This is a genomic window from Desulfobotulus alkaliphilus, from assembly GCF_007830435.1.
GTDB classification, from domain to species: Bacteria; Desulfobacterota; Desulfobacteria; order Desulfobacterales; family ASO4-4; genus Desulfobotulus; species Desulfobotulus alkaliphilus.
Genome location: NZ_VLLC01000027.1, coordinates 1 through 13,859 on the forward strand (window position 1 = coordinate 1; position 13,859 = coordinate 13,859).

Below are 13,859 nucleotides of genomic sequence, written 5' to 3' on the forward strand. Positions count from 1 at the left end.
TGTCACTTGCAAATAGCCACGGAGCCTTGCAACAGTACGATGCTGCTGTAATTACAGCATTGTCAGTTCAGAATAAACTGTGCTGAATAATTACACCTATGGTTCCCTTTTTGCCTGCATCCCTCCCAGAACCTGTATCCGGGCACTTTTCTGAACCATATCTCTCCCATCCATGAAAATTTCCACCCTTATGCTGTACTGGCCCGGAGAGATCTGCCATTCGATGTCAGGAGACCGGCCCTCACCCAAAAAGCCCCCATTGATATACCAGCGGTAATGTGCCCCCTCTCCCGCCCCTTCCACGCTGAATACAAGGCGCTGCTGCTGATTGGGAATTCTTGGGTCCATGGCAAGGGCAAGCCCGTCTGAAGGACGGACAAGGCGTATCTCTTCTGGCTGGCCAGCGGATGGGGGCAGGGGGGAGGTCATGGACGGCAGCCATTCACTGCGGAAGGCCGTGCACTCTTCCCCCTTTTTTTGCATGCAGATGTCTTGTTTTACAAGTTCTTCGGGTTTAGCCAGCCCCCTTGTGGGCTGGTTGCGGTTCAGTTCCGTAAAGATGGCCCGAAGCAGAGGTACAGGACCGGAAGCACCTGCAAGCCCCTGCATGGGGCTGCGGTCAAGGTTGCCCATCCAGATGCCCACGGTGTGCTGATGGTCAAAGCCAAAGGCCCAGGCATCCCTGTGGTCGGAGCTGGTTCCTGTTTTGATGGCGGTCTGTACGGGAAAATTCATGAGGGGGCCGAATTCGTATTTTCTGGCTTCAGGGTCGGAAAGAATATCTGCGATGAGCCGGGCCGTATCCTTGCGGAAAATTTTTTTCGGGGGCAAAAGGGGCCCTGCCGCGTCCCCAAGGAAACGTAAGGGGATTTTCTGACCATCCATAGCCAGAACAGCATAGGCCTCTGTCAACTCCAGCAGGGAAACTTCGCCGTTGCCCAGCACCAGGCCATCGCCGTAAAATTCCGCATTCCGGGTGAGGCTGCGGAGACCACAGTCCCGTAAGGTTGCAAGGAAGGGGGCGGTTCCCACATGGCGCACGGTCCGGATGGCCGCAAGGTTGAGGGAATTTGCAAGGGCATCCCGCAGGGGCAGGGTGCCATAGCTGTTGCGGGAGTAGTTCCTGTAATCGTGAAGGCCTGTTCCCACGGGAGTGCTGATGGGGGTATCCTCAATGGGGGTGGCCGCTGTCCAGTCCTTTTCCAGAGCCATGGCATAGGCAAAGGGTTTGAGGGCGGATCCCGGCTGTCTTGGTGCAAGGGCTGCGTTGATTTTTCCACCGGGCCTTTCATCGCCGTTACCCGCCACGGCCCATGCCCGGATTGCCCCTGACCTGTGACAGAGGACGATGGCGGCTCCGTTGCTGACCTTCCGGTTTTCCATCTGCTCTGTACGTCTGTCCAGAAGCTGCTGCACCCTGTGCTGGAGGGAGGCATCCAGCGTGGTCCGTATGCGGGGATTATCTGCAAGGTCATGGGGGATTCTTTCCCTGACAAAGCGGACAAAAAAGGGGGCATGTACGGGGATCGAAGCCTGATTGAGATCCGGAATACGCCAAGCCCTTTCAAGGGCGTTTTTTTCAAGCAGCCCGGATTCGACCATGCGAAGGGCAAGGGCCCTGCTGCGTTTTTCCAGTCTTTCAGGATAACGTCCGGGATGGAGGGACTGGGGAGCTCTGGGGAGGACGGCCAGGGTGATGATTTCTGCATGGCTCAGGGTGGAAAGATCCCTGTCAAAGAGATAATTTGCGGCCTGAACCACGCCCCTGCACCGGTCCGGATAGGGGACCTGATTCAGGTAGAAGGCAAGAATATCCGCCTTGGAGAAGCGACGTTCCAGAAGGTGGGCTTCCATGCTTTCCAGAATGCGGGAGCTCAGGGTGCGGGGTCTGGGATGCAGAATCCTTATTGTCTGTTCCGTGATGCTGCTTGCCCCGCGGATGTTCCGGCCCGCACGGATGTTCTGGAAAAGGGCATGGGAAACCGCTTGCCAGTCTGTTCCCCGGTGCTGGAAAAAACGCTGGTCTTCGGCCAGAAGAATGGCCTGACGGAGCAGCAGGGGGATGGTATCCAGCTCCGCAAGGTCTGTGGTGTTCAGGCCTTCTTCCCGGGAAAGGGTGAGGGGCCTTCCCTGATAATCCAGCAGGCGGATCCGCTCCTGCCTGCCGGTGGGTGTCAGTTCCTCGGGCAGAGGCCGCAGCTCAGATCTCAGCCAGAGGGAAGCGATGACAAGCATGGCAGTGGCCACAGCGGCAGCGCTTAAAAAAATCTTTTTCATTGGCCCGTGGCAGATGCATCGGGCCGGGGGCCGATGTGCAGCGAATGCTCTTTGTCTCTGCCCCATATTTCAGAACGGTAAAGGGCTTCGGCATGGGCTGCAGGCATAAGGAAGCTGCCTTCGGCAATGGCCTGGGCCGTGAAATGAAGACGCCAGGTGCCTGCAGGAAGATCTTCAGCAAAGAATCGGACCTGCTGATGCTGAAGCTCCTGATGATAAAAGGGCCATGGACTGCCGGGTTTTACGGAATCCGGCAGGGCCGGAGCCTTCTCCTGTTCTTCGGAGCCTTTCAGCAGGGGATTCACCGCTTCAAGGCCTGCAGGCAAGGGGATTTCAGCCATGATAAAGTGCAAACGCTGGGTATTGCTGACATCGCACACCACATGGACACGATCTCCCCTGGCCAGGGAAAGGCCACTGTCCCTTTGTATCTCCTCACCCTTTTCATTCAGTATGCGCAGCCGTACATGCAGGCCGTTGTCCGCAGGGGGTTGCGGCTCTTCCCATGCAAAGGCAAGGGCAGCCGTATAGTAAAGTGAGCCAGTACCTTTTTTTTCTATGTGAAGAATCTGATCCCTGCCCGGATCATCTTTCCCCATGGGTCGTGTCATGCGGACGGCCGTGTCCCGGATATCCCGGAAACGGATGTTCCCTTCAAGTCCTGCATCGTCCCGGACCTTCGCCACAAGATCCACCCTGTCGCTTTCATAACTCAAGGCATATTCCGTGGCTGCCATGGCGCCAAAAAGATTTTCCTGGGTACCCTGCCACCGGGCAGCCGGGCCCTGCTGTGCCATGAGTTCTCCCATCAGCAGAGGGGGATAGCTGCGCAGTTCTTCCGGGGCGTCGGGCAGTTCTCCCAGACGGACCATGGCCATGAGTACCGCAGCCTGGGTCCGGGAGTGGGAGCCCATGAGCCAGGGGTGGGCCATGCTTTTTTCATCCTGGGCAGCAAGCCCCCCCGCTGTTTTATGGGTTCTTGCAAGGAGGGCGTCCACCAGAAAAGAGAGTTCATCATAGTCCAGTCCCTTTCTGGCTGCGGCTTCCAGAAAAAGGGCCGTTGCAAAAAGCCCGTCCTTTCCGGGATGGGGCCGGAGGCGTTCAAAAAGATCCGTATCCGACGTATCCGTCCGGGCCAGAAGGGCCATGATGCGGGAACTGCGGTCAAGAACAGGGTTTCCTGAGATGTCCCTACGCATGAGGGTGTCAAGGTAGGCATCCAGCTTCCGGCTGACATCAGGGTCCGGATAGAAGCCGAAGTCTGCGAGTTTTTTGAAGATCAGGGCCGTGAATGCCGAGAGCATGGGGTTTTCGCCCCCGCCGGATGTGGGGAAATAGGCCATGGAGCCATTATCCCTTTGGAAGAGGGAGGCTTTTGCCAGAATGTCAGGAATGATTTTTTCCGCATCCTGCCATTGTACCTCATCGGGAAGATAATCCATCATGGAAAGGTAGAGGGCAGCACCCATGGCCTTTGACAACTGCTGCTCCCAGCAGTCATAGGGGTAGTCCCTCAGGAAAAGAAGGGGGGCTTCCACCGAGGAGATCAGGCTGGGGGAAAGGCGGATACCCAGTACGCCCAGATCATTCCTTGCTTTTTCAGGTACCCTGACAGGAATTCTGGTTTTCTGCTCCCCGGCCATTCCCGAACTTGTCTGGGTTTCAAGTACAATACTGTCTTTGACCTTAAGCGTATGCACCATGGCATCCCCATCCAGAGCATCCTTTGCGATGACTTCCATGCGCAGGCTTCCCCTGTTTAAGGCTTTTACAGGCAGAAGGAAAAGCTGGCGCTGCCAGGGTTCAAAGCTTTTTTCAAACTCACGATGGGATAAAACGATTCCGTTTTTGTGCAGCTCTGCCCGGATATTGATGTCGCGGGCCTGATCCGTACGGTTAAAAATGGAAAAACCGGCTTCAAGCCTGTCTCCCGTTCGCAGGAAATTGGGCATGACAGGCCGGATTTCCGTGGGGCGGTTGACCCTGAAAAGCCCGTGGCCCGTACCCATGCGATCCTTGGGCGTGACGGCGAGAACCAGCACTTCCCAACTGGTCAGGTTATCCGGAGCACTGAAGGAAACACTGGCACGGCCGCTGGCATCGGGAAGGATCTCCGGCTGCCAGAAGGCCACGCCACGGAAATCTTCCCTCAGACGGATACCGCCACCGTCCCCTGCCGGTGTGGCGCCTTTGGCTTCCAGGCGCTGCATTCCGATCAGACGGGAAAGGAGGGTGTAGGTTTCAAGATCCATGGAGGAAACGGGGGCGTACAGACCTGTATGGGGATCGAAGTTTTTCTTTCCGCCGGGCAGAAGATCGAAAATGGCACTGTCGAGAACGGCCAGGGCCAGTTCCGTATCACCGGCCAGTTTTTCCGGAACTTCAATGCTTACATGCACGGTCTCACCGGGCTTGTAGCTCTCCCTGTCCATGTCCACGCGAACGGGAATCTTCTGCTCTTCCGGCTTCACGCTCAGGTACAGATAACCGCTGCGAAAGGCTGGTTTTCCCAGATCCGGACCCTCCTCCGGGGGGAGTGATCCTTCTACTCTGGGGGAGAGAATGGATACGGATACATAGCATCCCGGAAGCATGGCAGGCCCCATGGGTATTTCTATCAGCTCTGCGCCATTTTCGAGGGTGCGGACTTCGTGACGGAGGACGCCGTAACGCTCCACGCTGATGAGTGCCTTTGCGCCGGGGAAGGGGTTTTTTACAAGAATGCGGGCCGTATCTCCCACCTGCAGTTCTGTTTTTTCAGGAACCAGATCCACCCGGAGATCTTCCGGACTCTCCCAGATCACAGGGCCTGAGCCGGAAACCCATACGGGAATACGGGTCTGATGGCTGCGGCCCCGGCTGTCTTTTATTTCCACGCGAACCCGCCAGCGGCCCGGTGTATCCGGTGTAAATACGGCATCTTTGGGGCTTTCTCCGGAGATAAGGCTGCCAGTTGCAATTTCCTTCCATTCTATGCTGTGTCTGGGGGTATAGGCATCCCCGGCCGATCTTGCCCGTACCACGGAAACATCCTGACGTTCCGCAACAAAACGGATGGGAATATCAGGTATTATTTTTCCCTTTGGATCCACAACCACCACACGGAATTCCGCACTTTTTCCGGATTGCTGCATCCAGCTAAGGGCCTTGATGCCCACAAGCATGTCCCGGCCCTCAAAGGGGATGGATGTGCTGGCAGATACGGTTTTTCCCCTTTCGTCGCTGACACCTGCTTCCAGGCTAAGTGTACCAAAGGCCAGATCCGTTTCAGGGATTTTTATCCGGGCCTTTGACCTGCCCTTGTCATCCAGCCTGCGGCTGAGGTCTGCAAGGGTTTTAACCGGTATATTTTCCCTGCCATTATTGCTGTCAAAATAGAAGTCCTTCAATGCGGGACTGTCCGGTGTAAAGGGCCGGGAGCGGATATGGCTGCGTATGCGCACCGGTGCTTCCGTATAGGCACCCCCCGCATGGAGACTGGCACCTGCCTTGAATGTGACCTCGTCTCCGGGCCGGGCCTGCAGGGCGGCAATGTCTGCCTGCACACGGAAGGGCGCTGTGGAAAAGTCCGTCACCATAACGGAAAGGGGACGAAGAATTTTATCCGTGTCTTTATGGGAAAGCTCAAAACTGTATCTGCCCACCCTGCCGTTTTCCGGGATGGTGAGGGCGCCGTGGAAGGTGCCGAAGGCGGAAAGCGGGAAGTCCTCTTTCTTGAAAATTTCCTGACTGGAGGGATCAAGAATTCTCAGTGTCCATCCTGATAAAGGCGGCGGGATCAGTCCGTGGAGATCCTGATTCCGGACATAAATTTTATACTCCATGGTTTCGCCGGTGCGGTAAATTCCCTGGGCCGTCAGTCCCCAGCTTCTCAGATGGCCCAGGGGGGCCTTTGCACTGGAGAATATGGGTGTATCGGATATCTGCCATGGATTCAGGGCAAAACGCCAGTCCAGGGGGAAAAGCACCAGATCCTTTTCACTTGCGGCCTCAAGGAACCAGAGGGGCTTGTCTTCCCGGTATTCGCCCCTGCCTGCGGTCTTCTGTTCAGGATCCAGCTCCGCTGTTCCCGGCAGAAGGGCGATGCCTTCACCATTGGTGCGGGTTGTGGCAATTTCCTCATCACTGATTTCAAGATTTTTTTCATGGCCTTCCAGCAGGCGTATGGTGACACCGGATACGGGCTGGCCCGTGCGGAGATCTGTCACCCATATGAGACTGTTGAAGTGGCCGATCTTTGCCACCACCTGCCAGGGGGACACGATGGCCAGAAAGCGGGAAGCCCCTTCCCAGGTACTGACTTCAGGATCTGTCTGCACTTCTGCGCTGAGGATACCGCTTGCGGTCAGGATATTGCGTACACCTGCCGCCAGGGTGGTGGGGGTGTTTTCCGGAATCCCGGTCTGCAGATAGCCTGTATCCACCGGGTAGAATCCCCCTTTGTCCATGGCAGAACCCTGAATTCTGTAATTTTTGATATTGGTAAAGGAAATGGGAAGTTCCGATGCCACTCCCTTTTCAAGAACCGCCGTGCTGGTGGGAAGGTAAAAGGAAGGTTTCAGTCTGTCCGTATGGAAGCGGGCCATGCGTGCTTCGCCCATTTTCCGGCTGAAGGCATCGCTCATGGTTTCATTTACATGGATTGTGTATTCCTGCAGGGGCAGCGGCGTTGCAGGCAGGGAAAGGCTGTAGGTGCTGTCTTCGGTGTGCAGGCTGCGGGTGGGGTCATAATCATAATAATCTTCCCATGGCTTGTTTATGCCCGGAAGGGGAGGTGTAAAGGTGATGTTTTGCGTTGCCTGGGATATGCGTACCGGTGTACTGAAAAGAAGCTCCGTATATCCTTGGGGATCTGCGGGTTTGGGCAGTATATCTTCATCGGTTTGACCGGCACTGGAAGCAGGAATGAAAATGTTTTCTCCATTCAGGCTGGTATAGCGGATGCCGAGAAATGCAGGGGCCGGAAAGGTAACAAAATTGCGGAGATTTCTGATTTCCATGCCGGGCATGTCGCCTTCCGGTGTCCGCAGTCCTTTTTTTACCATGAGTTCGGTTTTTTCGTTGGCAGGAAGGGGCCGGGCAGGCTGGATAATCCAGGAAGTGGCGATGGCTGCATCGGGAAGATCACCGGCTGCGGATACCTTTACCGGATGAAATACGCCGCCCGCATGAAAGACCACGGCCTTTTCCACGGAAGTACGGGTCAGGGGCAGATTGGCCTGAAGCTCAAATACAGGGGTGACTTCGTCGATCCACTGCAGAAAAAAGCCGTGGCGGATTTCAGGTCTTGTGGTGACAAAGGTTTTTTCTTTAACAGGAGGAACAGGCCTGCCATCCAGAGACACAAGCCCCGCATCCACATCCACACGGTAACGGGTTGCGGGTTTCAGTTTTTCTTCGGGGTCGGGCCTGAAACTTAAAGTCTGGGGATCTGTCCAGCGCCATTGTCCTTTCACTTCCGGTGATATACGTACAGGTATATTTTCAGCGGCAGCCTGCCCTAAGGGTATCATGGGCCTGTCGAACTCCAGACGGATGCGCTGATCCGAAGGGACATCCTCTCCCTGGGGCACAATGCGTATCAGGGGACTGGCCAGGGCAAGGGAGGAAAAAAGATGGAAAAGACAGAAAAAAAAGGCGGGAATTCGGGTATGCATGGTGCAGATCCTTCATTCTTTTGCTGGCAGATATAAAAGATATTGGCCCGGACAGCAGAAAAGGGCCTGGCGGGATTGAGAGCAGGAAAAAAGAAATTTTATTCTTCATATCCCATGTATTTTCCCATGGCAAGAGCCTATAATGTGTTTGTTTATTTATAACTGTTCAGCACAGTTTTCCAAATACCATAGCTGTAAGACAGATGCACAGGCCCCAGGCTATTTCCCGTGACGCAATCTTATTCGGGAGCTTCTTGCCCTGTGCGGAAGCGGCAAAAACTCCCCGCCACAGGCAGGATAAGGTTTTTTATTACCATAGCAGGCTTTGGTACGCTGCCTTTGTGGCGGCTCAGACAGTTTGCCGCTTCTTTCGCACAGGCCTGCAAAGCTCTGATCCGAAACGATTGCAATGTCACTTGCAAATAGCCAAGGTGCCTTGCAAAAGTACGGTGCTGCTGCAATTACAGCATTGGCAGCTCAGAATAAACTGTGCTGAATAATTACGTTTATTTTTATGGTTTAATCGTTTTTTTTGGGAGTGGGAAGGAAAAATTTTCATGGATTCAGTCATAAAAAAAACAGCGCTCCATGCAGGGCACCTTGAGCTGGGTGCCCATATGGCAGATTTTGGTGGTTATGAGATGCCCCTCTGGTATACAGCCGGTGCAAGGGCCGAGCATCTTAGTGTACTCACCGCTGCGGGGATGTTTGATACCAGTCACATGGCCCTGATCCGCATCAGGGGAGAGGATTCCCGGAGCCTTCTGCAAGGGCTTTTTTCCAAGGATCTGGATCATTGTACCGGTCCCAAAGCCCTGCCCCTTGCGCCGGGGCGCTGCGCCTACGGGGTTTTCTGCGATGTCAGTGGCCATGTGCTGGATGATGCCCTTGTGTACATGCTGGAGAAGGATCATTACCTCATCGTGGTCAATGCGGGGATGGGGGGGATCATAAAGGAACATCTTTCTCTTTTTTCCGAAGGTGAGCATGTGGCAGTCGAGGATCTTACGGACAGGGTGGGCAAGGTGGATGTGCAGGGGCCTTTGGCGGGAAAAATTCTCTCTGAGGTTTTAAAGGATGCTCCGGCACTTTTTGCAGCCATGCCCTATTTTTCCTTTAAGGGAGACTGGACGCTGGATGGCAGTTCAGCACGCTGCCTTTTAAAGGATGAGACCCCCATCCTTTTATCCCGCACCGGTTATACCGGGGAGTTTGGTTTTGAGATCTTTTGTGCCATGGAGGATGTAAGCAGGGTATGGTCTCTGCTTTCTGAAGCAGGAACACCCTTGGGTCTGACCCCCTGTGGTCTTGCGGCCAGAGATTCCCTGCGTACCGGAGCCCTTCTGCCCCTTTCCCATCAGGATATCGGAGACTGGCCCTTTGTGAATCATCCATGGATGTTTGCTTTGCCCTTTACGGAAGGCAGGAAATCTTTCAGCAAAGGCTTTCTGGGAGACGAGGCCCTGATGGCTGCCATGGAAACTGCCTTTCATACCTTTGCCTTTGTGGGAAAGGATCTGCGAAAGGTGGCGGCAGGGCCGGATACAGCCGTATGGCTGGGACAGGAAAACATTGGCCGGGTACTGACCTGTGTCACGGATATGGGGATGGGTTTGAAAGATGGGGTTGTATATTCCATCACCAGTCCGGACAAACCCGAAGACCTTGTGATCAAAGGACTTGCCTGTGGTTTTGTGCGGGTGGATCGTCCCCTTGCACCGGGAATCCCTCTGGTTCTGGATGACGGAAAAAGAAAAATTTCCGTAACCCTGACAGCGGATCTGCGTCCGGCACGTACGGCGAGAAAAGCCCTTTCTGCCATGCTGGCCTGAAATGTTCTGGAGTTTCGGTCTGCTTTTTGAAAAAATGGTTACGTTACAGTAAAATAATATACTTTAAAGAGGTGGAAAATGAAGGAAATCAAAGATCTTGTTGTACCTGACAACTTAAGCTACACCGATGCCCATGAGTGGATGGATAAAGAAGCCGTACCTTCCCGCATGGGCATTACGGATTATGCCCAGGATCAGCTTGGGGATGTGGTCTTTGTGGAGCTGCCCGAGCCGGGAACCCGCCTTGAAAAGGGAGAGGTCTGCGCAACCGTTGAGTCCGTCAAGGCGGTCAGTGAAATTTACATGCCCGTTTCCGGTACGGTTAGCGCTGTGAATACAGAGCTTGAAGACCGTCCTGAGCTTGTCAATTCTTCGCCCTATGGCGATGGATGGATTCTTGAAATCACCGCAGATGACCCCGCAGCTCTTTTATCTCTGATGGATCACGGAGCCTACCTTGATATGCTGAAGGGACTTTAATATGCGCTATCTCCCCCATACCGAGGAAGATGTGGCGGCCATGCTGGAAAGGATCGGGGTTTCTTCCCTGGAAGATCTTTTTGCAGGGATTCCTGAATCCTGCCGCTCCCTCCGGCCCATGGATCTGCCCCGGCCCCTTTCGGAATGGGATCTGACTGCCCGCATGGAAAGCATGGCTGCAACCATGTCCGGCGGCGCTTCCCATTCTGTTTTTCTGGGGGCAGGAAGTTATTCCCATTACATTCCCGCTCTGATTCCCCAGCTGCTGGGCCGTTCGGAATTTACCACGGCCTACACGCCCTACCAGCCGGAGGTCAGTCAGGGTACCCTGCAGGCCATCTTTGAGTATCAGACCCTTACGGCAAGGCTGTTGGGCATGGATGTGGCCAACGCTTCCATGTACGACGGGGCTTCTGCTCTGGCGGAAGCCCTGCTCATGGCCATCCGCCTTGGAAAGGGAAGGAAGAAGGTGGCCTTGTCTTCGGCCATTCATCCCCATTACAGGCAGGTGGTTGCTACCTACTTTGCCCCTACGGAATTTGAAATCATAGAGCTGCCCTATGATCCTGAGACCGGAGTCACGGATTCAAATGCTTTGGCCGATATGGGGGATCTGGCTGCCATTGCCCTGCAGAGTCCCAATTTTTTCGGTTGCATAGAAGACCTTCAAAGGGCCGCAGACCTGGCCCACGGAGAAAAGGCTCTCCTTGTGGCCTGTTTCAGTGAGCCGCTGGCCTTTGGCCTGATAAAAAACCCCGGAATTCAGGGGGCGGATATCGTCTGCGGGGAAGGTCAGAGCTTAGGTATTCCCCAGAGTTTCGGTGGACCGGGGCTGGGAATGTTTGCCTGTCGCATGGCCCATGTTCGCAATCTGCCGGGCCGGGTGGTGGGTCAGACAAAGGATATCCATGGAAAAAGGGGTTTTGTGCTCACCCTTTCCACGCGGGAGCAGCATATCCGAAGGGAAAAGGCCACATCCAATATCTGTTCCAATCAGGGTTTGTGTGCAACGGCATCGGCCATGTATATGGCCTGTCTGGGAGGCACGGGGTTGAGGAAACTGGCGGCCCTGAACAGGGACAAGGCGGCCTATCTGAAAACAGGGCTTGAGGCCGCAGGCTTTACTCCCCTTTTTAAAAGCCCTGTTTTCAATGAATTCTGCCTGAAGGCACCGGAAGGTTTTTCAAAAATCCGGAAAAGGCTGATGGAAAAGGGCATGGTGGCTGGGCTGGGCCTTGGAGATTTTTATCCTGAACTTGAAGGGGCCTTTCTTTTCTGCGCTACGGAAACCGCATCCGCAGCATCCATGGACAGACTGGCAGATGCTATTCGGGAGGCAATATAATGACAGGGGATTATGCATCAGGGGGGCTGGTTTTTAAGGAATCTCTGCTCTGGGAGAAGGGAAAAAAGGGACGCATGGCCTTTTCCATGCCCCTTTCCGATGTACCGGTGGCAGAAGCGCTGCCCCCGGCCATGGCAGGGGATGGGCCGGATTTTCCGGATCTCTCTGAACTTGAGGTGGTGCGCCATTACACCCGGCTTTCCCAGTGGAACTATGGGGTGGATTCTGGCATGTATCCTTTGGGTTCCTGCACCATGAAATACAACCCAAAGATCCATGAAAAACTGGCTGCCCTGCCGGGTTTTGCCACAGCCCATCCCCTTTTGCCGGAAAGCTTAAGTCAGGGAGCCCTTGGTCTGATGTTTGAACTTCAGGAAATGCTGAAGGCCATCACAGGCCTTGATGCAGCAAGTCTTCAGCCCGCAGCGGGTGCCCATGGGGAACTCTGCGGCATGATGCTCTTTGATGCCTGTTTCAAAGCCAGAGGAGAAAAAAGAACGAAAATCATTATTCCGGATACGGCCCATGGGACCAACCCGGCCTCCGCCGCCCTCTGCGGTATGAAGCCTCTGTCCTTGCGATCTGGCCCGGACGGTATTTTGCACGCAGAAGATGTGGCTGCCCTGATGGATGAAAACACCGCAGGTATCATGATTACCAATCCCAATACCTTAGGGCTTTTTGAAACCAACTTTGCAGCCATTGCGGCCATTGTCCATGAAAAGGGCGGGCTGGTTTACTGTGACGGAGCCAACATGAATGCCGTCATGGGCTATGTGGACATGAAGCGCATGGGTGTGGATGTGGTGCATTTCAATCTGCATAAAACCTTTTCCACTCCCCATGGCGGAGGCGGGCCCGGAGCCGGACCTGTCTGCGTTACCCGTGAGCTGGAGCCCTTTCTTCCCGTCCCCCGTGTTGTGAAAAAGGATGAGGAATTTGCGCTGGAAACGGATTTTCCCGGAAGTATCGGTCGTCTCCATGCCTTTTACGGAAATTTCGGGGTGCTCCTGAAGGCATGGGCCTATATCCGGACCCTGGGCGATGACCTGAAAAGGGTCAGTGAGCTGGCTGTTCTGAATGCCAATTATATCCGGGAAAGCCTTAAGGATGAGTATAATCTTGCCTATGAAGGCATCTGTATGCACGAGTGCGTGTTTTCCGACAAGGGCTTGAAAGCTCTGGGGGTTACGACCCTGGATGTGGCCAAGCGTCTCATTGATCTGGGTTTTCATCCGCCCACCGTATATTTTCCTCTGGTCGTTTCCGGATCCTTGATGGTGGAACCTACGGAAACCGAAAGTGTGGAAGAGCTGAATCGCTTCATTGAAGCCATGAAGCGTATCCGGAAAGAGGCGGAATCCGAGCCGGAGACCCTTCTTCAGTCTCCTTCCAGAACCGTTGTAGGGCGTCTTGATGAAACAGGTGCAGCAAGAAATCCCTGCCTCTGCGGAGGCATGTGAACAGCACTTTTCTGTTAAGGATCTGGGGCTGATTTCCTGGGAGTCCGCCTTCTGTATGCAGCAGAAAGTACTGGAGGAAAAAAGGGCATCGATTAAGGTTCGTTCCGAGATTAAATGCACCCGAAAATTGAACCCTCACTCCGCCCCTTGCTTCGAGAGCCTCAGCCAAGACCCAGAGGGGGACAAGAGGCATCTTCATTGCAGGAATTGGCCTAAACCTGAAGATGTCCTTTTTCTGCTGGAGCATCCGCCGGTATTTACTCTGGGGAAAAGGGGAGGGGAAGGTTTTTTCAGGCTTTCTCCTGAAAAGATCCGGGCCAGAGGTGCTGCCATTGTACGCACGGACAGGGGCGGGCTTGTGACCTATCACGGGCCAGGGCAGTTGGTGGTGTATCCTGTCTTTGATATTCAAAAGAATGGTTTTGGGGTAAGGGGCTGGGTGGATTTTCTGGAAAGGGTGATGGTTCGCTGTGCGTTCCGCATGGGAGTCATGGCCCATGGCAGGGAGGATGCCAGGGGACTGTGGGTGGAAAACCGTAAGCTCGGCAGTATCGGCGTTGCGGTAAAAGGGGGAGTGAGTCTTCATGGTCTTGCCATGAATGTTGCCATGGACCTTGAACCTTTTTCATGGATCACTCCCTGCGGCCTTGATGTCTCCATGGGCTCATTGCAGGAAGAGCTTGGAGTGCCCGTATCCATGGAAGAGGTTAAAAGGGAAATGGTGATGGCCTTTACCCGCGAGCTGAAACGTCACCGGATTAAAGCTTTGTGAATAAAATCAAAAATTGAATTTGTCCGAAAGTGG

The 13,859-nt window shown here is 54.4% G+C and carries 7 protein-coding genes; 5 read left to right on the forward strand and 2 right to left on the reverse strand.

The window, feature by feature from the left end; translation table 11 throughout:
- Positions 1-96: 96 nt before the first annotated feature.
- Positions 97-2,277 (reverse strand): transglycosylase domain-containing protein, encoded by a 2,181-nt coding sequence (locus LZ24_RS13665; RefSeq protein WP_186443154.1) that lies wholly within the window; start codon positions 2,275-2,277, stop codon positions 97-99.
- Positions 2,274-7,934, reverse strand: coding sequence for an alpha-2-macroglobulin (locus LZ24_RS13670; protein WP_144686074.1), 5,661 nt, complete (start codon positions 7,932-7,934; stop codon positions 2,274-2,276). The genes LZ24_RS13665 and LZ24_RS13670 overlap by 4 nt, the downstream gene beginning before the upstream one ends.
- A gap of 557 nt (positions 7,935-8,491) precedes the next feature.
- On the opposite strand from LZ24_RS13670, the gene LZ24_RS13675 reads away from it, so the two are divergent.
- From LZ24_RS13675 to lipB, 5 genes are all read left to right on the forward strand, one after another.
- Positions 8,492-9,766, forward strand: coding sequence for an aminomethyltransferase family protein (locus tag LZ24_RS13675; protein WP_144686076.1), 1,275 nt, complete (start codon positions 8,492-8,494; stop codon positions 9,764-9,766).
- Positions 9,767-9,844: 78 nt separating this feature from the next.
- On the forward strand, positions 9,845-10,246 hold the full coding sequence (gene gcvH, locus LZ24_RS13680) for a glycine cleavage system protein GcvH (RefSeq protein ID WP_144686078.1): 402 nt from the start codon (positions 9,845-9,847) through the stop codon (positions 10,244-10,246).
- 1 nt (position 10,247) lies between these two features.
- Positions 10,248-11,591, forward strand: coding sequence for an aminomethyl-transferring glycine dehydrogenase subunit GcvPA (gcvPA, locus tag LZ24_RS13685; protein WP_144686080.1), 1,344 nt, complete (start codon positions 10,248-10,250; stop codon positions 11,589-11,591).
- On the forward strand, positions 11,591-13,054 hold the full coding sequence (gene gcvPB / locus LZ24_RS13690; protein ID WP_144686082.1) for an aminomethyl-transferring glycine dehydrogenase subunit GcvPB: 1,464 nt from the start codon (positions 11,591-11,593) through the stop codon (positions 13,052-13,054). The genes gcvPA and gcvPB overlap by 1 nt, the downstream gene beginning before the upstream one ends.
- Positions 13,008-13,826 carry a lipoyl(octanoyl) transferase LipB gene (gene lipB / locus LZ24_RS13695; RefSeq protein WP_144686084.1) on the forward strand — a complete coding sequence of 273 codons (819 nt, stop codon included), beginning with the start codon at positions 13,008-13,010 and terminating at the stop codon, positions 13,824-13,826. Before gcvPB ends, lipB begins: the two co-directional genes overlap by 47 nt.
- Positions 13,827-13,859 lie beyond the last annotated feature (33 nt).

Coding starts and splice junctions, on each gene's coding strand:
- lipB (WP_144686084.1), top strand. CDS start 13,008: ATGAAACAGGTGCAGCAAGAAATCCCTGCCTCTGCGGAGGCATGTGAA.
- LZ24_RS13670 (WP_144686074.1), bottom strand. CDS start 7,934: ATGCATACCCGAATTCCCGCCTTTTTTTTCTGTCTTTTCCATCTTTTT.
- gcvH (WP_144686078.1), top strand. CDS start 9,845: ATGAAGGAAATCAAAGATCTTGTTGTACCTGACAACTTAAGCTACACC.
- LZ24_RS13665 (WP_186443154.1), bottom strand. CDS start 2,277: ATGAAAAAGATTTTTTTAAGCGCTGCCGCTGTGGCCACTGCCATGCTT.
- gcvPB (WP_144686082.1), top strand. CDS start 11,591: ATGACAGGGGATTATGCATCAGGGGGGCTGGTTTTTAAGGAATCTCTG.
- gcvPA (WP_144686080.1), top strand. CDS start 10,248: ATGCGCTATCTCCCCCATACCGAGGAAGATGTGGCGGCCATGCTGGAA.
- LZ24_RS13675 (WP_144686076.1), top strand. CDS start 8,492: ATGGATTCAGTCATAAAAAAAACAGCGCTCCATGCAGGGCACCTTGAG.